At 57.6% G+C, this 19495-nt stretch carries 19 protein-coding genes and 1 riboswitch; of the genes, 12 read left to right on the plus strand and 7 right to left on the minus strand.

Annotation, left to right across the window (positions count from 1 at the left end; genetic code table 11):
- Window positions 1-1275: an adenosylmethionine--8-amino-7-oxononanoate transaminase gene (gene bioA / locus AAZT04_RS02345; RefSeq protein ID WP_048762180.1), complete on the minus strand. Its 1275-nt coding sequence runs from the start codon at window positions 1273-1275 to the stop codon at window positions 1-3.
- A 90-nt stretch (window positions 1276-1365) separates the two neighbouring features.
- Here bioA and bioB point away from each other — a divergent pair, with 90 nt between their 5' ends.
- The 4 genes from bioB to bioD are packed head-to-tail and all read left to right on the plus strand — an operon-like array spanning window position 1366 to window position 4972.
- Entirely contained in the window at window positions 1366-2403 is a 1038-nt protein-coding gene (gene bioB / locus AAZT04_RS02350; protein ID WP_020825716.1) for a biotin synthase BioB, read from the plus strand.
- The gene (bioF, locus tag AAZT04_RS02355; protein WP_129983921.1) at window positions 2403-3554 is read left to right on the plus strand and encodes an 8-amino-7-oxononanoate synthase; all 1152 of its coding nucleotides are present in this window, start codon (window positions 2403-2405) and stop codon (window positions 3552-3554) included. The genes bioB and bioF overlap by 1 nt, the downstream gene beginning before the upstream one ends.
- A complete protein-coding gene (gene bioC / locus AAZT04_RS02360) occupies window positions 3538-4305 on the plus strand; it encodes a malonyl-ACP O-methyltransferase BioC (protein WP_129983922.1) in 768 nt (255 codons plus the stop codon). Before bioF ends, bioC begins: the two co-directional genes overlap by 17 nt.
- Complete coding sequence (bioD, locus tag AAZT04_RS02365; RefSeq protein ID WP_129983923.1) at window positions 4298-4972, plus strand: dethiobiotin synthase; 675 nt, start codon at window positions 4298-4300, stop codon at window positions 4970-4972. The genes bioC and bioD overlap by 8 nt, the downstream gene beginning before the upstream one ends.
- A 38-nt stretch (window positions 4973-5010) precedes the next feature.
- On the opposite strand, the gene AAZT04_RS02370 is transcribed toward bioD, so the two are convergent.
- Window positions 5011-5721 (minus strand): ATP-binding cassette domain-containing protein, encoded by a 711-nt coding sequence (locus AAZT04_RS02370; protein ID WP_041414306.1) that lies wholly within the window; start codon window positions 5719-5721, stop codon window positions 5011-5013.
- 1270 nt (window positions 5722-6991) lie between these two features.
- Between AAZT04_RS02370 and uvrB the strand changes: the two genes are divergently transcribed.
- The gene (gene uvrB, locus AAZT04_RS02375) at window positions 6992-9004 is read left to right on the plus strand and encodes an excinuclease ABC subunit UvrB (protein ID WP_020825721.1); all 2013 of its coding nucleotides are present in this window, start codon (window positions 6992-6994) and stop codon (window positions 9002-9004) included.
- 108 nt (window positions 9005-9112) lie between these two features.
- Complete coding sequence (locus AAZT04_RS02380) at window positions 9113-9370, plus strand: VF530 family DNA-binding protein (RefSeq protein ID WP_129983956.1); 258 nt, start codon at window positions 9113-9115, stop codon at window positions 9368-9370.
- A 4-nt stretch (window positions 9371-9374) separates the two neighbouring features.
- Here AAZT04_RS02380 and AAZT04_RS02385 read toward each other — a convergent pair whose 3' ends face one another.
- Window positions 9375-10292: a gluconeogenesis factor YvcK family protein gene (locus AAZT04_RS02385; RefSeq protein WP_116690984.1), complete on the minus strand. Its 918-nt coding sequence runs from the start codon at window positions 10290-10292 to the stop codon at window positions 9375-9377.
- Between the two features lie 260 nt (window positions 10293-10552).
- A riboswitch (molybdenum cofactor riboswitch) is annotated at window positions 10553-10695 on the plus strand.
- Between AAZT04_RS02385 and moaA the strand changes: the two genes are divergently transcribed.
- From moaA to AAZT04_RS02415, 6 genes are all read left to right on the plus strand, one after another.
- Entirely contained in the window at window positions 10682-11668 is a 987-nt protein-coding gene (moaA, locus tag AAZT04_RS02390) for a GTP 3',8-cyclase MoaA (protein ID WP_020825724.1), read from the plus strand. (Overlaps the previous riboswitch by 14 nt.)
- 149 nt (window positions 11669-11817) lie before the next feature.
- A complete protein-coding gene (moaB, locus tag AAZT04_RS02395) occupies window positions 11818-12330 on the plus strand; it encodes a molybdenum cofactor biosynthesis protein B (RefSeq protein WP_129983925.1) in 513 nt (170 codons plus the stop codon).
- Between the two features lie 5 nt (window positions 12331-12335).
- On the plus strand, window positions 12336-12815 hold the full coding sequence (moaC, locus tag AAZT04_RS02400; protein ID WP_012005756.1) for a cyclic pyranopterin monophosphate synthase MoaC: 480 nt from the start codon (window positions 12336-12338) through the stop codon (window positions 12813-12815).
- A complete protein-coding gene (moaD, locus tag AAZT04_RS02405; protein WP_129983926.1) occupies window positions 12812-13057 on the plus strand; it encodes a molybdopterin synthase sulfur carrier subunit in 246 nt (81 codons plus the stop codon). Before moaC ends, moaD begins: the two co-directional genes overlap by 4 nt.
- Window positions 13058-13059: 2 nt before the next feature.
- On the plus strand, window positions 13060-13527 hold the full coding sequence (gene moaE, locus AAZT04_RS02410; RefSeq protein WP_020825727.1) for a molybdopterin synthase catalytic subunit MoaE: 468 nt from the start codon (window positions 13060-13062) through the stop codon (window positions 13525-13527).
- Between the two features lie 129 nt (window positions 13528-13656).
- Window positions 13657-14367 carry a Bax inhibitor-1/YccA family protein gene (locus AAZT04_RS02415; protein WP_020825728.1) on the plus strand — a complete coding sequence of 237 codons (711 nt, stop codon included), beginning with the start codon at window positions 13657-13659 and terminating at the stop codon, window positions 14365-14367.
- A 116-nt stretch (window positions 14368-14483) separates the two neighbouring features.
- On the opposite strand, the gene AAZT04_RS02420 is transcribed toward AAZT04_RS02415, so the two are convergent.
- Genes AAZT04_RS02420 through hlyD form a run of 4 tightly spaced genes read right to left on the minus strand, consistent with a single transcriptional unit; the run spans window position 14484 to window position 19480 of the window.
- Window positions 14484-15590 carry an ABC transporter permease gene (locus AAZT04_RS02420; protein ID WP_020825729.1) on the minus strand — a complete coding sequence of 369 codons (1107 nt, stop codon included), beginning with the start codon at window positions 15588-15590 and terminating at the stop codon, window positions 14484-14486.
- Between the two features lie 11 nt (window positions 15591-15601).
- Window positions 15602-16756 carry an ABC transporter permease gene (locus AAZT04_RS02425; protein ID WP_048761234.1) on the minus strand — a complete coding sequence of 385 codons (1155 nt, stop codon included), beginning with the start codon at window positions 16754-16756 and terminating at the stop codon, window positions 15602-15604.
- Complete coding sequence (locus tag AAZT04_RS02430; RefSeq protein WP_122077653.1) at window positions 16753-18483, minus strand: ATP-binding cassette domain-containing protein; 1731 nt, start codon at window positions 18481-18483, stop codon at window positions 16753-16755. Before AAZT04_RS02430 ends, AAZT04_RS02425 begins: the two co-directional genes overlap by 4 nt.
- A 10-nt stretch (window positions 18484-18493) precedes the next feature.
- Complete coding sequence (hlyD, locus tag AAZT04_RS02435) at window positions 18494-19480, minus strand: secretion protein HlyD (RefSeq protein ID WP_048761240.1); 987 nt, start codon at window positions 19478-19480, stop codon at window positions 18494-18496.
- Window positions 19481-19495 lie beyond the last annotated feature (15 nt).

A 19495-nucleotide genomic window follows, 5' to 3' on the forward strand; every position in this document is an offset into this window, starting at 1 on the left:
TTATTGGACCGCGGCGGTGACTGCGGCGGTCAATTTGCTGAGCTGTTCAGGCTCGATGATGTAAGGCGGCATTAAATAAATCAGTTTGCCGAACGGGCGGATCCACACGCCGCGCTCGACGAATCCGCGCTGTAGCTGCGCCATATTCACCGGCTCGCGCATTTCCACTACGCCAATCGCCCCCAATACCCGCACGTCCGCTACTTTTGGCTGCATTTTCAGCGGCAATAGCTGCTGTTTCAACTGGGTCTCGATGGCGGCCACCTGCTGTTGCCAGCGATTTTCCGCCAGCAGCGACAGGCTGGCATTCGCCACTGCGCAGGCCAAAGGATTGCCCATAAAGGTAGGACCGTGCATAAAGCAGCCCGCAGCGCCGTTGCTGATGGTTTCCGCCACGTGGCGGGTGGTCAGGGTGGCGGAAAGCGTCATATAGCCGCCGGTCAACGCCTTGCCCAGACACAGAATATCCGGTACTACCTCGGCATGTTCACAGGCGAACAGCTTGCCGGTACGTCCGAAGCCGGTAGCGATCTCGTCGGCAATCAGCAGCACCTGATAGCGGTCACAGAGTTCACGTACCCGTTTAAGGTAAGTCGGGTGATAGATGCGCATGCCGCCCGCCCCCTGGACCACCGGTTCCAGGATCACCGCCGCCACTTCACCGGCGTGTTGTTCCAGCAGCGCGGCGAACGGGGCGATATCATTTTCATCCCAGGCCTGATCGAAACCGCACTGCGGCGCGGTAGCGAACAGGTGCGGCGCGAGATAGCCCTGATACAGGCTGTGCATCGAGTTGTCCGGATCGCATACCGACATCGCGCCGAAGGTATCGCCGTGATAGCCGTGACGCAGGGTCAGAATACGCTGCCGCCGTTCCCCGCGTGCTTGCCAGTATTGCAACGCCATCTTCAGCGACACTTCCACCGCCACCGATCCGGAATCCGCCAGGAACACGCATTGCAGCGCTTCCGGCGTCATAGCGACCAACTTGCGACACAGTTCAATCGCGGCGGGGTGGGTAATGCCGCCGAACATCACGTGCGACATCTTTTCCAACTGCTGCGTGGCGGCCAGGTTCAACTGCGGGTGGTTATACCCGTGAATGGCCGCCCACCAGGACGACATACCGTCAATCAGGCGTCGGCCATCGGCCAACTGCAGTTCAACGCCGCTGGCGGCCTCTACCGGATAACAGGGCAGTGGGTGGCTCATCGAGGTGTAAGGGTGCCAGATATGGCGCTGATCGAATTCCAGGTCGGAGTCAGTGACAGACATACTTGTAAACCAAATCATGTGTGTAATGGTTGACAGTATATCCACAATATCTAAACTGACGACACTTTTTTCTTTTTTGGAGACGCCGTGATGGCCGATCGCATTCACTGGACAGTGGGTCTCGCCCAGACCCTGTTTGATAAACCCCTGCTTGAGTTATTGTTTGAAGCCCAGACGGTTCACCGCCAGCATTTTGATCCGCGTCAGGTGCAGGTGAGCACGCTGTTATCAATCAAAACCGGCGCCTGTCCCGAAGACTGCAAGTACTGTCCGCAGAGCTCCCGCTACAAAACCGGCCTGGAGTCGGAGCGGTTGATGCAGGTGGAACAGGTGCTGGAATCGGCGCGCAAGGCCAAGGCCAACGGTTCGACCCGCTTCTGTATGGGCGCGGCATGGAAAAACCCGCACGAGCGCGATATGCCTTACCTGCAGCAGATGGTGCAAGGCGTGAAGGCCATGGGGATGGAAACCTGCATGACCCTGGGCACGTTGGATGGCTCACAGGCGGAACGCCTGGCCGAAGCCGGGCTGGATTATTACAACCACAACCTGGATACCTCGCCGGAATTCTACGGCAATATCATCACTACCCGTAGCTATCAGGAACGCCTGGATACGTTGGGCAAGGTGCGTGGTGCGGGTATCAAAGTCTGTTCCGGTGGCATCGTTGGGCTGGGAGAAACGGTGCGTGACCGCGCAGGGCTGCTGGTACAGCTGGCCAATCTGCCCACGCCGCCGGAGAGCGTGCCGATCAACATGTTGGTGAAGGTTAAGGGGACGCCGCTGGCGGACAACGACGACGTCGATCCTTTTGATTTCATTCGTACTATCGCAGTGGCACGCATCATGATGCCGTCTTCTTACGTGCGTCTTTCAGCCGGTCGCGAGCAGATGAACGAACAAACCCAGGCGATGTGCTTTATGGCCGGCGCCAACTCCATCTTCTACGGTTGCAAACTGCTGACCACGCCAAACCCGGAAGAGGACAAGGATCTGCAATTGTTCCGCAAGCTGGGCCTCAACCCGCAGCAGACCGAAACCGAGCACGGCGACAACCAGCAACAAGAAGTGCTGGCTGCGCGCCTGATGCAGGCCGATACCGCTGAGTTTTACAACGCGGCGCTGTAATGAGCTGGCAACAACGTATTGAACAGGCGCTGGAGGAGCGGCAACAGAGCGCCGCTTACCGCCACCGTTTGGTGAATCAGGGCGGCAATGGCCGCCATCTTCAGCTTAACGACCAACGCTACCTGAATTTTTCCGGCAATGACTATCTGGGCCTGAGCCAGAATGCGCAGGTGATCGCTGCCTGGCAGCAGGGCGCGCAGCAATATGGCGTGGGGTCCGGCGGTTCCGGCCACGTCACCGGTTTTTGTACCGCGCATCAGGCGCTGGAACAACAATTGGCGCAGTGGTTGGGCTATCCGCGCGCGCTGCTGTTTATCTCTGGCTATGCCGCCAATCAGGCGCTGCTGGCGGCGCTGATGCAGGGCGAGGATCGCATCCTGGCCGATCGGCTTAGCCACGCCTCGCTGCTGGAGGCGGCAGCTCACTCACCGGCCCAACTCCGACGCTTTCGCCATAACCAACCGCAGGCGTTGGCCGATTTGCTGGCAAAACCCTGCGGCGGCCAGACGTTGGCGGTCACCGAAGGGGTATTCAGCATGGACGGCGACAGTGCCCCTTTGGCAGAGCTGCATCGTTTGACCCGCGACGCAGGCGCCTGGCTGATGGTTGACGACGCACATGGCATTGGCGTTCAGGGTGAGCAGGGGCGCGGCAGTTGCTGGCAGCAGGGCGTACGGCCCGAGTTGTTGGTGGTCACTTTCGGCAAAGCCTTTGGCCTCAGTGGCGCTGCGGTCCTGTGCGATGAATCTACGGCCGAATACCTGTTGCAGTTTGCCCGCCATCTGATTTACAGCACGGCGATGCCGCCGGCACAGGCCTGTGCGCTGCAGGCAGCGTTGCATTGTATCCAGCAGGGCGACGAATTACGCACGAGGTTGAACACGAACATTCAGCGATTTCGCCAGGGGGCGGCCCAGTTGTCGCTGACGCTGACGGAGTCTCTAACCGCCATTCAGCCGTTGCTGGTGGGGGATAATCAGCGAGCGCTTGATTTGGCGCAGCACCTGCGGGGGCAAGGCCTGTGGGTGAGTGCGATCCGCCCGCCAACGGTACCGCCGGGCGGTGCGCGTTTGCGTATTACCCTGACGGCGGCGCATCAGCCACAGGATATCGATCGTCTGCTGGAGGTATTGCATGACGTCAGCGTTTGAACAGGTTAACAAGCAAGCGGTCGCCTCGGCCTTTAGCCGTGCGGCCGTGGGTTATGACGCGGCAGCGGTATTGCAGCGTGATGTGGGTGAGCGCTTACTGGGGATGGCGCAGGAGCACCGGGGCGAGCAACTGCTCGATGCCGGCTGTGGCACCGGTTATTTCAGCCGCCGTTGGCGCGAACTGGGCAAGCAGGTGACGGCACTCGATTTGGCACCGGGTATGCTGGCCTTTGCCCGCCAGCAGCAGGCAGCGGATCATTATCTGCTGGGCGACATCGAAAATGTTCCCTTAGCCGATGCTGCCGTGGATATCAGTTTCAGCAGCCTGGTGGTGCAATGGTGCAGCGATCTGCCGCGGGCGTTGGCAGAGTTGTACCGCGTTACCCGCCCGGGCGGCGTGATTTTATTTTCCACCCTGGCTGAAGGTTCGCTGCATGAATTGGGTGACGCCTGGCAGCAGGTGGACGGTGAGCGCCATGTTAATGATTTTCTGCCGCTGGCGCAGATTGAGGCGGCCTGTGCGGATTATCGCCATCACCTGCAGGCGGAATGGCAAACCCTGAATTACCCGGACGTAATGGCGTTGATGCGATCCCTCAAGGGGATAGGTGCGACCCATTTGCATCAGGGACGAGAGGCTGGGTTACTGTCCCGACAGCGCCTCGCCGCCTTGCAGGCAGCCTATCCCTGCCGCCGTGGACAATTTCCGCTCAGCTATCATCTGGTTTATGGAGTGATTTATCGTGATTAAGCGTTGGTTTGTCACCGGAACTGACACCGAAGTGGGCAAAACCGTGGCCAGCAGCGCCTTGCTGCAGGCAGCCAATTTGGCGGGTTACCGCACGGCCGGCTACAAGCCGGTAGCTTCAGGCAGCGAGATAACCGCGGAAGGGCTACGTAACGGCGATGCGTTGGCATTGCAGGCCAATAGTTCGGTGGCGCTAAGCTATGACGAAGTAAACCCTTATGTGTTTGCAGAACCGACCTCACCGCACATTGTCAGCGCCGACGAAGGGCGGCCGATCGAACTGGCTCAGCTTTCCGCCGGGTTACGTCACCTGGAGCAGCGGGCCGAGTGGCTGTTGGTCGAAGGCGCCGGGGGCTGGTTTACACCGCTTAGTGAGCAACATACCTTTGCCGACTGGGTGCAGCAGGAACAACTGTCGGTCATTTTGGTGGTGGGAATACGGCTGGGCTGCATCAACCATGCCGTGCTGACCGCACAGGCTATCCGGCAGGCGGGATTGCCGCTGGTCGGTTGGATCGCCAATGACGTCTGCGCACCGGGTCGCCGCCATCAGGAATATATGGCCACGCTGCGCCGCATGTTACCGGCCCCGCTGCTGGGGGAGATCCCCCATCTGCCCGAAGCCGAACGACAGGCGCTGGGGCAGTATCTGGATTTGAGTGTTTTATAAAGGGACTGGGGGAAATTTCTTCCCCCATATCCTGTTCGTCACACCGCCAGATAGGCATTGATCAAGTCCTCATCCAACTGTTCCAGCGTACCATCCGCCACGCTGCGGCCCTTATCCATCAGGCAAAAGCGATCTGCCACGCGGCGGACAAAGGGCAGTTTGTGCTCCACCAGCAGGATAGTCATGCCCAGTTCCCGGTTAAGTTTGCGGATCACGTTGCCGATATCGGCGGCGATAGACGGTTGAACACCGCTGGTGGGTTCGTCGAGGATCAGCAGCTCTGGTTCCAGTACCAGTGCGCGGCCAATCGCCAGCTGCTGCTGTTCACCGTCGCCCAAATCGCCGGCCCGACGTCCGCGCATCTCCCGCAGGTTGGGGAACAGGTTATAAATCAACGGCGGGATGCGGCGGGATTTATCGCGCCCGGCCATTAGCGCCACCTGCAGGTTTTCCTCAACGCTGAGTTGCGAAAATATCTGTCGACCCTGGGGAACGTAGCTGATCCCCAGCTCCGTTCGGGTTTCTACCGGCTGCTGCAGCAGATTTTGCGGGGGTTCGTCTGCCAACTGCCAGGTCATGCTGCCGCTGACTACCGGCAAATGGCCCATAATGCAATTGACCAGCGTAGTTTTGCCCACGCCGTTACGACCGATAAGTACCGTGCATTGGCCACGCGGCAGTTCCAGATTGATATCCCACAGGGTATGGTTTTGCCCATAAAACTGATTCACTGACCTTAAACTTAACATCCGGCATTCTCCTCAAAGACCTGTCTTCCACTCGTGGTTGTAAGCCCCTAGCGGGCGTCAGCGTAACGCGGCGTTAACAGACCGCGCCGATTTCACCTGCCGGAACTGCAGGGCGGCCGGTGCAGGGAAGGGGGGCGAACCCCTTCTTCCTCGCTTAATCCACTCCCTACTGCGATTTCCGCCTTAGCGGTTTCTTTCCCGAGTGTTTCAATGTCTGGAACAAAATGCTGATCTGCTACCTTCAACGAGGTAGTTAAGTTTTGACTTAAGCGAGCAATACATAGGTGAAAATGGCACCTAAAGGCCATTCGTCAGCGCTCTCTCATGTTTATCTCGCCAATGTCAGTTGATTCGCATTGGCGTGACGCTAAACCCCGAGCAGCTCATTCTGCCGTTTCGGGGCGTAGATTTCCCCGAGCCCACTTTCGCCGTTAAAGGGTAATGCAACCCTTGGGCCAACTTTTTGAACGCTGTAAATCAGAGATTGTTATTGCCTTGTTAACGGCCTGGCGTGCCTACAGCGGCCCAGGCAGCCCTGGTGAAAATAGGGTCGAAAGTTAACGCGGACAATTTTTGCACTCTTCCAGTGCTGCCAGGAATAGTTATGGTGCAAACTATTTCGCCTGTCGCCGCAAGATGCAGCAGTTGAGGGTAACAATGGGATGAATCTGTTTTTGGCAATGGGGATTTTTAGCATTAATCGGCATAAACAAAGCGATATTTTTGTGAAAAAATAACTAAAAAAGCCATCTTGGCGAGAAGAAACGCCAAAAAGCGTTCTTTCTGCAACTCCCGCCGGGGGCGGGGCGGTGAGAGTTATCCACTATTCCTGTGGATAACCTTGTGCATTAGATTTAGAAAACCGGTTTAAAGCGAGAGCGGACGCGGGTTCTGTTCGCTTTGTCCGCAATCTCGTCTCTTTTATAAATTCATTATTTATCAATAAATTAACTAAAATCAAGCGGCCTCTGTATTGATGAAGTGTCTATGTATGATTTTTGGCCACAGTGCTATCAATAAGTTAATTCGTGACGGATTTTGGGGATAAAACTGTTATTGACAATAAAAATGTCACGCGACTGTAACCCTGGCGGTGCATGCAGCCCGGTTTGACGCACGCCAAAGCGACGAATCGCTTGAAGCTGGTTTTATATCCAGTATCATAGGCACTGGCGAAAATCGCCGGGGCTTTCCATAATTAGAGGCCATTCACCGAGCAGCAGCTCCATGGCCGCCTGAGCGCGCGCATCTCCACAGGGTAGCCGAGTCAATGAGTAAAACGTTCAAACTGCATTCCGAATTCAAGCCGGCCGGCGACCAGCCGGAAGCCATCCGTAAGCTGGAAGAAGGCCTGGAAGACGGCCTAGCTCACCAAACGCTGCTGGGCGTAACCGGCTCGGGCAAGACATTCACCGTCGCTAATGTGATCGCCGATCTCAACCGGCCCACCATGGTGCTGGCGCCTAATAAAACTTTGGCGGCGCAGCTGTATGGTGAGATGAAAGAGTTCTTTCCCGAGAATGCGGTCGAGTATTTCGTTTCTTACTACGACTACTATCAGCCGGAGGCCTACGTCCCCAGCTCCGACACCTTTATCGAAAAAGACGCCTCGGTGAATGAACACATCGAGCAGATGCGCCTTTCCGCGACGAAAGCGCTGTTGGAACGTCGCGATGTGATCGTGGTGGCGTCGGTATCGGCGATCTACGGCTTGGGCGATCCGGATTTGTACCTGAAGATGATGCTGCACCTGACCAAAGGCATGATCATCGATCAGCGGGCGATCCTGCGCCGTTTGGCGGAGCTGCAATATAGCCGCAACGATCAGGCTTTCCAGCGCGCGACGTTCCGCGTGCGGGGTGAAGTGATTGACGTCTTCCCGGCGGAATCGGATGAATTGGCGCTGCGCATCGAGCTGTTTGACGAAGAGGTCGAACGGCTTTCGCTGTTTGATCCCCTGACCGGCCAGATCGAACAAGAAGTGCAGCGCTTTACCATTTACCCCAAATCGCACTATGTGACGCCGCGTGAGCGGATCCTGCAGGCGATGGAAGAGATCAAGGTGGATCTGGCCGAGCGGCGCAAGGTGCTGCTGGCCAATAACAAGCTGCTGGAAGAACAGCGTCTGACGCAGCGCACCCAGTTTGATTTGGAGATGATGAACGAACTGGGCTACTGCTCCGGCATTGAAAACTATTCGCGCTACCTGTCCGGGCGCGGCGAGGGTGAGCCACCGCCGACGCTGTTTGACTATTTGCCGGCGGATGGCCTGCTGGTGGTTGACGAGTCCCACGTGACCATTCCGCAAATCGGCGGTATGTACAAAGGCGACCGTTCACGCAAGGAAACGCTGGTGGAATACGGTTTCCGCCTGCCGTCGGCGCTGGATAACCGCCCGCTGCGCTTTGAAGAGTTCGAAGCGCTGGCGCCACAGACTATCTATGTGTCTGCTACGCCGGGCAAATACGAGCTGGAAAAATCCGGTGGTGACATTATCGATCAGGTGGTGCGCCCAACCGGGCTGCTGGATCCGCAAATCGAAGTGCGGCCGGTGACCACCCAGGTGGACGATCTGCTTTCCGAAATCCGCAAGCGGGTGGCGATCAACGAGCGTGTGCTGGTTACCACGCTGACCAAACGCATGGCGGAAGATCTGACCGAATACCTGGAAGAGCATGGCGAGCGGGTGCGCTACCTGCACTCGGACATCGATACCGTGGAACGGGTCGAAATCATTCGTGACCTGCGCCTGGGCGAGTTTGACGTGCTGGTGGGTATCAACCTGCTGCGTGAAGGGCTGGACATGCCAGAGGTGTCGCTGGTGGCGATTTTGGATGCCGATAAAGAGGGCTTCCTGCGCTCCGAACGTTCATTGATCCAGACCATTGGCCGTGCGGCGCGTAACCTCAACGGTAAAGCTATCCTCTACGGTGACAAAATTACCGATTCGATGGCCAGAGCGATCGGCGAGACCGAGCGTCGCCGTGCCAAGCAGCAGGCGTTCAACGAAGAAAACGGCATTGTACCGCAGGGCTTGAACAAGAAAATTTCCGATATTTTGCAGTTGGGCAAACCCAGTACCCGCAGCAAAGGCAAAGGGAAGGGGAAAGCTGCGGAAAACGCCGCCCAGTACCAAAATCTTACGCCAAAAGCGCTGGATCAGAAGATTCGCGAGTTGGAAGCGCAGATGTATACCCACGCGCAAAACCTGGAGTTCGAGCAGGCGGCGGGCTTGCGTGACGAAATCCACCAGCTGCGCGAGCAGTTTATTGCCATTTCATAACCCATTGGCGCGCTGCAGACCGCGGCGCCGCCAAAACATAAAATCCTTGTCGCCTCCGCCAAAGCTGATTATGGTGTGCGGCCATTTGACTACTGCGAGCCACCGACCATGACCCAATACCAGTCCAAAGACCCGATGCACGGCATCACTCTGGAACAGCTTCTGAATAAACTGGTGGAAAACTACGGTTGGTCAGGGCTGGCTGAACGCATTCGCATCAACTGCTTCAGCAGCGATCCCAGCATCAAGTCCAGCCTGAAATTTCTGCGTCGCACGCCCTGGGCGCGCAAACAGGTGGAAGATCTTTATCTCGATATGGTTGAGCAGGCCGCCAGTGATAACCCGTGGCTACGTGGCGGCAAATAAACGCTCAGGCGCGGGCACCTAACTCGATCAACGCCTGATCCAGCGCCTGGCGCAGCAACTGACGATCGTGGCGGTAAGGAATATCCTGCGCTTCCAGCGGCTGTTTGATCACCACCCGATCTTGCACTTCACGGGTATCTGCCGTTGGTCCGACAATGACGGCATCGATCATTTGGCGGCCAATTTTCGCCTCCATCAATTCCAGCTTGTTCTTCAGCGTCAAGGCTGCCGCCGCGACGCTTAATTCGCGTCCGAGGTTGTCGATATAAATCATATTGGCGCTGCTGCGACGCAGAGCCTGCGTAAGGTCATCGAGCAACAGCAGAGGCATCAGGCTGGTTAGAAAACTGCCCGGTCCTATCAGGATCACGTCGGCTTGCGCGATAGCATCCAGCGCTTCGCGCGTCGCGTTGACATAGGGCGACAGCATCAGCTCCTGTGGCATGTCGGTCAGTTGATCGACATTCACCTCGCCGTAAACGTGGTTGCCTTCATGATCGTGCGCCATCAGGTCCACCGGCTGTTCGGACATCGGGATCAGCGCCGCGTCCACCTTCAGCAGGCTGCGCACCAGGTTGATCGCTTCCAATGGGCGTACGCTCAGGTGATCCAGAGCTTTCAACATCAGATTGCCGAGGTTGTGCCCAGACAGTTCGCCATTGCCGCTGAAGCGGTATTCGAACATCGCGGAAGCCACGCTCGGTTCGGTGATCAACTGATTCAGGCAGTTACGGGTATCGCCCCAGGCAATGCCCCCTTCCGAACGGCGAATACGGCCGGTAGAACCGCCGTTATCGGTGGTGGTGACAATACCGGTTAAACGGGAGCCTAAAGACGACAGGGAAGACATCACGCGACCAAGACCATGACCGCCGCCTAATGCCACTACCCGATCGAGATCGGCCAGGGTTCGATTACGCATAAATTTCCTTACAAGGGGGCTTAACTGCCCGCATAAAGTAGCGGATTTGGCGTAAAAACGCGAAAAAGAGTGTGGTTTGCGTGATTCCGGTCAATTCGTCTCCCTAAAGGCTGTTTATCATGGTTTACCAGATTAGGAATCGCCTAAAATCGCTGTATACACAATTATATAGCGAAATTGCGCGTTGGCTATCGCGTTTGTTTAGCGCTAGAATTCCGATGAAAACCACGGTTTCGTTCCGGCTACTCCGACTGCGGGAACTGAGACCAAAACTCCTAGCCTCTGGGCCTACGTTGTTCCTGCGAACAATATGGCACTTGGGCCGTGGCGAAGTCAGCCACCAGGGTGCAGAGCGGAAACGTTCGCATCTCCCGACTTTGGAAGGTGTTATGGTGCCGCAACTCATTGATGCTTATGAGCGCAAGTTCTATTACTTGCGCCTGTCGATCACCGACGTGTGCAACTTTCGTTGCACCTACTGCTTGCCGGACGGCTACCGCCCGAACGGCAGCCCGAAAACATTCTTGTCGCTTGATGAGATCCGACGCGTCAGTCGCGCATTCGCCGAACTGGGCACCGAAAAAGTGCGCCTGACCGGCGGAGAGCCTTCTCTGCGCCGCGATTTCACCGAGATCATCGCTGCCGTGCGTGAAAACCCGGCCATCCGCCAGCTCGCCGTGACCACCAACGGTTACCGTATGGCGCGCGACGTCGCCGGCTGGCGTGATGCCGGCCTGACGGCGGTCAACGTCAGCGTCGACAGCCTGGATCCCCGCCAATTTCATGCCATTACCGGGCAGGACAAGTTCCGCCAGGTGATGGACGGCATCGACGCCGCCTTTACCGCCGGTTTCAGCAAGGTGAAGGTCAACGCGGTGCTGATGCGTGACGTGAACCACCAACAGCTGGGCGCCTTCCTTAACTGGATCAAAGACCGTCCGATTCAACTGCGCTTTATCGAACTGATGGAAACCGGCGAGGGGGGCGATCTGTTTCGCAAGCACCACGTTTCCGGTGAAGTGATCCGTTTGCAGCTGGAACAGCAGGGCTGGCAGCGTCAGCCGCGCGGCCGCAGCGACGGCCCGGCGCAGGTGTTCAGCCACCCGGATTATCAGGGTGAAGTGGGCTTGATCATGCCGTATGAAAAAGATTTCTGCGCCAGCTGCAACCGGCTGCGTGTTTCCGCTATCGGCAATTTACACCTGTGTCTGTTCGGCGAGCAGGGCATTGGTCTGCGCGATCTGCTGACGAATGATCAGCAGCTTGATGAACTGAAGGACCGCATCCAGGGCGGGCTGCTGAGTAAGAAACAGACTCACTTCCTGCATCAGGGTAACAGTGGCATAACGCAGAACCTGTCGTTTATCGGCGGCTGATCCCCGGCATCTTTCAAGCCGCAGCGTTGTTGGCTGCGGGCGCTCGCCCCAGTCACTTACCTGAGTAAGCTCCTGGGGATTTACGGCCTTGCCGCCTAGCTGCAACTTGAAATCTATTGGGTATCCTATGAATAGGAGCAAAGTGAACAATGAGTCATGCCAGCAGTGAATTCATTCCGGTACATATCGCTATTTTGACCGTTTCGGACAGCCGTGGCGAAGCGGAAGACACCTCGGGCCAGTACCTGCAAGAAGCGGCGCTTGAAGCCGGACACCGGGTAGTGGATCGCGCCATCGTCAAAGACGACAAATACCTGATCCGCGCACGCGTTTCCACGTGGATTGCAGACGAAACGGTACAGGCCGTGCTGATCACCGGGGGCACCGGCTTTACCGCCAGAGACTACACCCCGGAAGCGCTGCTGCCGCTGTTCGATCGCGAAGTGGAAGGGTTCGGCGAACTGTTCCGCATGGTGTCTTACGAAGAGATTGGCACCGCCACGGTCCAGTCACGCGCGCTGGCCGGTATGGCCAACCAGACGGTCATTTTTGCCATGCCGGGGTCCACCCGCGCCTGTCGCACCGCCTGGGAACGCATTATTGAAGAGCAGTTGGACGCGCGTCATCGCCCGTGCAACTTTCTGCAACATCTGAAGAAATAAAAATTATGACGCAGCTAACTCACATTAACGCCGCGGGCGAAGCCCATATGGTTGACGTTTCAGCCAAAGCAGAAACGGTGCGCGAGGCGCGCGCCGAAGCTTTCGTCGAGATGTTGCCGACCACTCTGGCGATGATTATCGAGGGCAGCCACCACAAGGGCGACGTGTTCGCCACGGCGCGCATCGCCGGTATTCAGGCGGCGAAACGCACCTGGGAGCTGATCCCGCTGTGCCATCCGCTGATGCTGAGCAAGGTCGAAGTGCAGTTGGAGGCCCAACCGGAACACAGCCGTGTGCGGATTGAAACCTGTTGCCGACTGACCGGCAAGACCGGTGTTGAAATGGAAGCGTTAACCGCGGCTTCAGTGGCTGCATTGACCATTTACGACATGTGTAAAGCGGTACAGAAAGACATGGTGATCGGCCCGGTGCGGCTGCTGGCGAAAAGCGGCGGCAAATCCGGTGATTTTAAGGTGGAACTATGATTAATATTCTTTTTTTTGCTCAGGTACGCGAACTGGTTGGCATCGGCGATTTATCGATGCCGGCAGATTACCCGACGGTAGAGGCGCTGCGTAAGGCGCTGTGCGAACGTGGCGACCGTTGGGCGTTGGCGCTGGAGTCCGGCAAGCTGTTGACCGCGGTGAACCAGTCGCTGGTGACGGCCGAACATCCGCTGCGCGCCGGCGATGAAGTCGCTTTCTTTCCACCGGTAACCGGAGGTTAAGAGTGGAAAATACCCGTATCCGCGTGGGGGAAGCGCCGTTCAGCGTCGGCGACGAATACCAGTGGTTGGCGCAGTGCGACGATGATGGCGCCGTGGTCACCTTTACCGGCAAGGTACGCAATCATAATCTGGGCGATGACGTCAGTGCGCTGACGCTCGAGCACTACCCTGGCATGACCGAAAAAGCGCTGGCCGAGATCCTGGACGAAGCCCGTAGCCGTTGGCCCTTGCAGCGCGCGACGGTGATCCATCGCGTGGGCGAACTGTTTCCCGGTGATGAGATTGTCTTCGTTGGCGTGACCAGTGCGCACCGCAGTATGGCGTTCGAGGCTGCCGAGTTCATCATGGATTACCTGAAAACCCGGGCGCCCTTCTGGAAACGCGAAGCCGTCGGGCAGGGAGACCGTTGGGTCGATGCGCGCGACAGCGATCGCCAGGCGGCGGAACGCTGGCATAACGCAGATAAATAACCGTTAAACAGCGGAAACAAATCAATACCTTTGCCGCTTTGCCATCAGGTTTTATGTGGTACGCTTATAGCAGGCCGAGCCCCACAAATGGGGGTCGAAATCTTGTTTCATATGCAAAAGGTAACCGTCATGGACCGATATCCACGCTCTAATGGTTCAATCGTCGAACGTGCCAACAGCGGCATTCAGGCTTATATGGCGCAGGTTTATGGCTGGATGACCTGCGGTATGCTGTTGACGGCGTTTGTTTCCTGGTACGCGGCCAACACGCCTGCGATCCTTAACTTTATCTTCTCCAGCCAGATCACCTTCTTTGGCCTGATCATCGCGCAGTTGGGGTTGGTTTTCGTTATTTCCGGCATGGTCAATCGTCTTAGTGGCACGGTCGCCACCTCGCTGTTTATGCTCTATTCGGCGCTGACCGGGCTGACGCTTTCCAGCATTTTCATCGCTTACACCTACAGCTCGATCGCCAGCACCTTCGTGGTGACCGCCGGCATGTTCGGTGCGATGAGCCTGTACGGCTACACCACCAAGCGCGACCTGAGCGGTTTCGGCAGCATGCTGTTTATGGCGCTGATCGGGATTGTGCTGGCTTCGCTGGTCAATATCTGGCTGAAAAGCACGGCGCTGATGTGGGCAATTACCTATATCGGCGTGGTGGTGTTTGTTGGCCTGACGGCGTACGACACCCAGAAACTGAAGGCCATGGGCGAGCAACTGAATGCCGATGATAAAGACAGCTTCCGCAAATACGCCATTGTTGGCGCGTTGACGCTGTATCTCGATTTCATCAACCTGTTCCTGATGTTGCTGCGCATTTTCGGCAACCGCCGCTAAATCCGTCGTCTTTCAAGCTGCAGCGTTGTTGGCTGCGCTCGCCTAGCCGCAGCATGAAATCCATAGGATTTACAGCGAAGAGAAAGACTCTGCGATCTCGATCGCAGAGTCTTTTTTTATGCAATTTTACGGCGGAACATGGCATAGGCGGCGCTGCCGGTGGTGGCGGTAATGGCCAACAGCGGCCACAGGCTGTGCCAGATGATGCTGAAACTGGCGTCTTTCAAATAGATCTGTTTGGTGATGTCGGTGAAGTGGCGGATGGGGTTTACCCAGGTGAGGTTTTGCAGCCACACCGGCATATTCTCCACCGGTGAAACATAACCGGAGAGCAGGATGGCCGGCATCATAAACACGAACACGCCGATAAACGCCTGTTGCTGGGTGGCGCACAGCGACGAAATCAACAGGCCGAACCCCACCAGTGACAGCCCGTAAATCAACATGGTGCCGTAGAACAACAGCAGCGACCCGGCGAACGGGATCTGATAGATAAAGATGCCGATCAGCAACACTATGCTGGCCTGGAAGGTGGCGACGATCAGCGCCGGCACCGCTTTGCCGATAAAAATCTGCCAGGTGGTTAACGGCGACACCAGCAGTTGCTCCAGCGTGCCCTGTTCACGTTCGCGCGCCACCGACAGCGAAGTCACTATCAGCACGCCGATGGTGGTGATCATGGCGATCAGCGACGGCACCACAAACCACTTGTAGTCCAAATTCGGGTTATACCAGTTGCGCACCACCAGTTCGCTGTTGTTAGGCTTGGCACGGTTGCCGATCAGCTCATTTTGGTAGTCCTGCACAATCTGCTGCACATAGTTGGCGGCGATCTGTGCGCTGTTGGAGTTACGCCCATCGAGCAACAACTGCAGCGGGGCCGTATTGCCGCTGGCGATATCCCGTGAAAATTGTGCCGGGAAACGGATCAGCAGCAGCGCTTTTTGGTTATCGATAACGCTTTGTATCTCTTGGGGGCTGCGCAACAGCAGCACGTGGGAGAAGGCCTTGGCCTTGGCAAAGCGCTGGGTCAGCTCGACCGAGGCATGGCCGCTGTCTTCGCTGTACACCGCAATGGTGGCATTGGTCACTTCCAGCGTGGCGGCGAAGGGAAACAGCAGCACCTGCAGAATAACCGGCAAAATCAGAATCGCGCGGGTTTGCGGGTCGCGCAGCAGCGATTGCATTTCCTTAATGATTAACGTCCAGAGACGGTGAAACATCTTCTTTCCCCTTAATCCAGTCGCCGCTGGGTTTTCCAGGCCGTCAGGCCGATAAATACCACCGCAGAAGCGATCAGGAACAGCAGGTTAATCATCAACACCGTGCCGACGTTGCCCGCCAGGAACAGCGTTTGCAGCGTGCTGACGAAGTAACGCGCCGGAATGATGTAAGTGACGGCGCGTACGATGGCCGGCATGCTGTCGATCTGGAAGATAAAGCCGGACAGCATAATCGACGGCAGAAAGGCGGCGTTCAGCGCCACCATCGCCGCGTTGAACTGGTTGCGGGTAATGGTGGAAATCAGCAGCCCCATGCCGAGCGTACTGGCGAGGAACAGGCTGCTGATGACGAACAGAATCAGCAGAGAGCCGCGATAGGGCACCCCGAGCACCCACACCGAAACCACCATGCACAGCACCATGGCGATCATGCCGAGGAAGTAGTAAGGCACCAGCTTCGACAGCAGCAGTTCGGTTCGCGTCACCTGAGTGGAAAGCAGCGCTTCCATGGTGCCGCGCTCCCATTCGCGGGCGATCACCAACGAGGTGAGGATAGCGCCGATGACCGTCATGATAATGGTGATGGCGCCGGGAATGATGTAATGCCGGCTGATGGCCGCCGGGTTAAACCAGTAGCGCATCTGCACGTCGATCAGCGGTTTTTCTTCGCGCCCGCTGTCGGTGGCGCGCTGCTGTTGCCAGATTTGCCACACTCCCTGGGTATAGCCCTGAACGAAGTTGGCGGTATTGGGTTCACTGCCGTCGGTAATGATTTGCAAGGGGGCGCTGTCGTGCGGCCGCGCCATACGTTGGGCAAAATCATTGGGGATCACCACCAGCCCGCGGATGCGCCCGGCTTGCATCAACTGGATCAACTGCTGGCGATTGTCGCTGATGGTGGGCTCGATATAGGGCGAACCGGTAAAAGCGTTAGCCAGATCGCGCGCCTCTTCACTTTGTTGTTCCATCAAAATCCCCAGCCGCAGCTTGCTGGAATCCAGGTTGATGCCGTAGCCAAAAATAAACAGCAGCATCAGCGGAATGACGAAGGCGATCAGCCCGCTGCTCGGATCGCGCATAATTTGCCGCGTCTCTTTCAGGCACAGCGCGCGCAGCCGCCGCCAGGAGAAACCGCTGTCGTCGGTGCTGGCCGTTTCGCTATTCATGCTTTTTCCTCCTGATCATAGCCCTGCACCAGTTCGATAAATGCCTGCTCCATCGAAGGGTTGGGGTTCTCGCTGCTGGCCACCTGATGCTTGAGATCGTCCGGGGTCCCGGCGGCGATGATTTTGCCGCGATACACCAGCCCGATGCGGTCGCAATATTCCGCCTCGTCCATAAAGTGGGTGGTGACCATGACGGTGACGCCCTTGTCTACCATACCGTTGATATGCAGCCAGAATTCACGCCGGGTGAGGGGATCGACACCGGAGGTGGGTTCGTCGAGAAACAGGATATCCGGTTCGTGCATCAGCGCGCAGGCCAACGCCAGCCGTTGTTTGAAGCCAAGCGGCAGGGAATCTGGCGTCTGGTTAATGATGGGGTCGAAGTTGAAGGCGCGGGACATCTCACTGATTTTTTCGCGCTGCGCCTTGCCGCTCAGGCCATACACGCCGGAGAAAAACTTCAGGTTTTGCGCCACCGTCAGGTTGCCGTACAGCGAGAATTTTTGCGCCATATAGCCCAAATGCTGGCGCGCCTTGCCCGAGCTGGTTTTCAGGTCCATTCCCAGCACCAACGCCTTGCCTTCGGTTGGCACCAGCAGCCCGCACATCATTTTGAAAGTGGTCGACTTACCGGCCCCGTTGGGGCCCAGCAGGCCAAAAATCTCGCCGCGCTGCACTTTAAAATCCACGTGGTCGGTGGCGGCAAAGTCACCGAATTTCTTCGTCAGTCCCTGCGCTTCGATCACGGTTTCGGTGCTTTCCCCTTCGACGGTTGGCATGATTTCCGCCAGCGCCGACTTGCTGTTCGGCCCGCCGCCGAGCAAATCGATAAATGCATCCTCAAAGCGCGGTTCCGCTTCGCTCAGTTCGGCGTCCGGCAGATCCAACGCCTGCAACACCTGGCGGTGATCTTCGCCTTCTTTCAGGATCAGGCGCAGATATTTGCCCTGGATCACGCCGTCGGTGACCGCAGGCAGGCAGATAGCCCGTTGCAGCAAGGCACGGTGGCTGCCGGCTGGTGGTGCTATCAACACCGTGCGCCCGGCCATGCGCTGGGTGAGATCTTTAGGTGCGCCGCTGAACAACAGTTCCCCTTCATTGAGCAACAGCACTTCACGGCATTGTTCCGCTTCGTCCAGATAGGAAGTGCTCCACAGGATCAGCATGCCGTCGTTAGCCAGCTCATGCACCATGCGCCACAGCTCGCGGCGCGAGATCGGATCGACGCCGACGCCGGGCTCATCGAGCAACAGCACCTGCGGTTGCCCGACCAGCGTACAAGCCAGCCCAAGCTTCTGCTTCATGCCGCCCGACAGTTTGCCCGCCAGTCGGGTGGTGAAGCGGGTGAGATCGGTAAATGTCAGCAGCCGATCAAAAGTCTGTTTACGCAGATCGCCAGTGACGCCGCGCAGATCGGCATACAGCGTCAGGTTCTCCATCACCGTCAGATCTTCGTACAGGCCAAACTTTTGCGGCATATAACCGAGGATCGCATGCAACTGGCGATCCTGAGCGATCGGATCCAGCCCGGCGACGCGTAACGTTCCGCTGCTGGGTTTGAGCAAACCGGCCAGCATGCGTAGCAGGGTAGTTTTTCCGGCGCCGTCCGGGCCAACCAGCCCGGTAACCGCGCCGCTGGTCAGCCGGGTGGTCAGGCTGGCGACCGCCGGTTTTTGCAGCGACGGAAAACGTTTCTCCAGCGCTTCCAGCTCAATCACCTGTTCCATCACCGTCCCCTCAAGGTTTGGCAAAGTGAACGGTAACCGGCATCCCCTGGCGCAGCGCGTCATCGGCATCGGTGACGATCACCCGCAAGCGGTACACCAGATCGGTTCGCAGGTCTGGGGTTTCGACGCTTTTCGGCGTGAATTCAGCGGTCGGTGAGACAAAACCAATTTTGCCGTGATAGGGCTTGTCCGGTCGGCTGTCGGTATAAATTTCCAGTTCGGTGCCCGGCGTTGCTTTACCCAGGTTGGCTTCGTTCACGTAGGCGCGTACCCAGACCGGACGGGTCAGCGACAGAGTAAACACCGTGCCGCCGGCATTGAGCATGGTGCCTGGCTCAACGGCCCGAGTCAGTACGGTGCCGGCCGACGGGGAAACCAGAGTGGTGTCGTGTAAATTAAGCTGTGCCTGAGCCAGTGCGGCTTCGCTCTGCGCCAGATTGGCTTTGGCTTCTTCAATCTCCTGCGGCCGGTTGCCTTTCAGGTATTGCGCCAGCTTGTCCTTTGACGCCTGCAGGTTGGCCTGCGCCTGATTGCGTGCGGTACGGGCATCTTCCAGCGCGTCGGCAGAAGTGGCGTTTTTCGCCCACAGTCCCTGTTGTCGCTTCAAGTAGCTGTCGGCGTAGCTGAATGCGGACAGGCGCTGCGCCATTTCCGAACGCACCTGGGCGATTTCTTCGGTACGATAACCGGCCAGCAGCAGCGCCAGTTTGGCTTTGGCACTGCCGACGTTAGCCTGCGCCTGCTGCAGGGCGTTGATGTAAGGCGCGTCGTCCAGTTTCCCGAGCAATTGCCCCGGCTGAAGGGCATCGCCTTCATCCACCGTCAGCGACGCCAGCCGCCCATCGACGCGGAAGCCCAAATTCACCGTGCGGATATCCACGTTGCCATACAGCGTCAGCGGTTTGTCCTGCTGCTGCTGGTAATACCAAACCCCGTAAACGGCCGCGGCGATCAGCACAATAGCCGCCACAATGAGGGCACTGCGTTTCTTGTTCATAACACTCCCTGCCTG

It is taken from the genome of Serratia sp. Je.1.23.a (genome assembly GCF_051129805.1).
Lineage (GTDB): Bacteria > Pseudomonadota > Gammaproteobacteria > Enterobacterales > Enterobacteriaceae > Serratia > Serratia liquefaciens.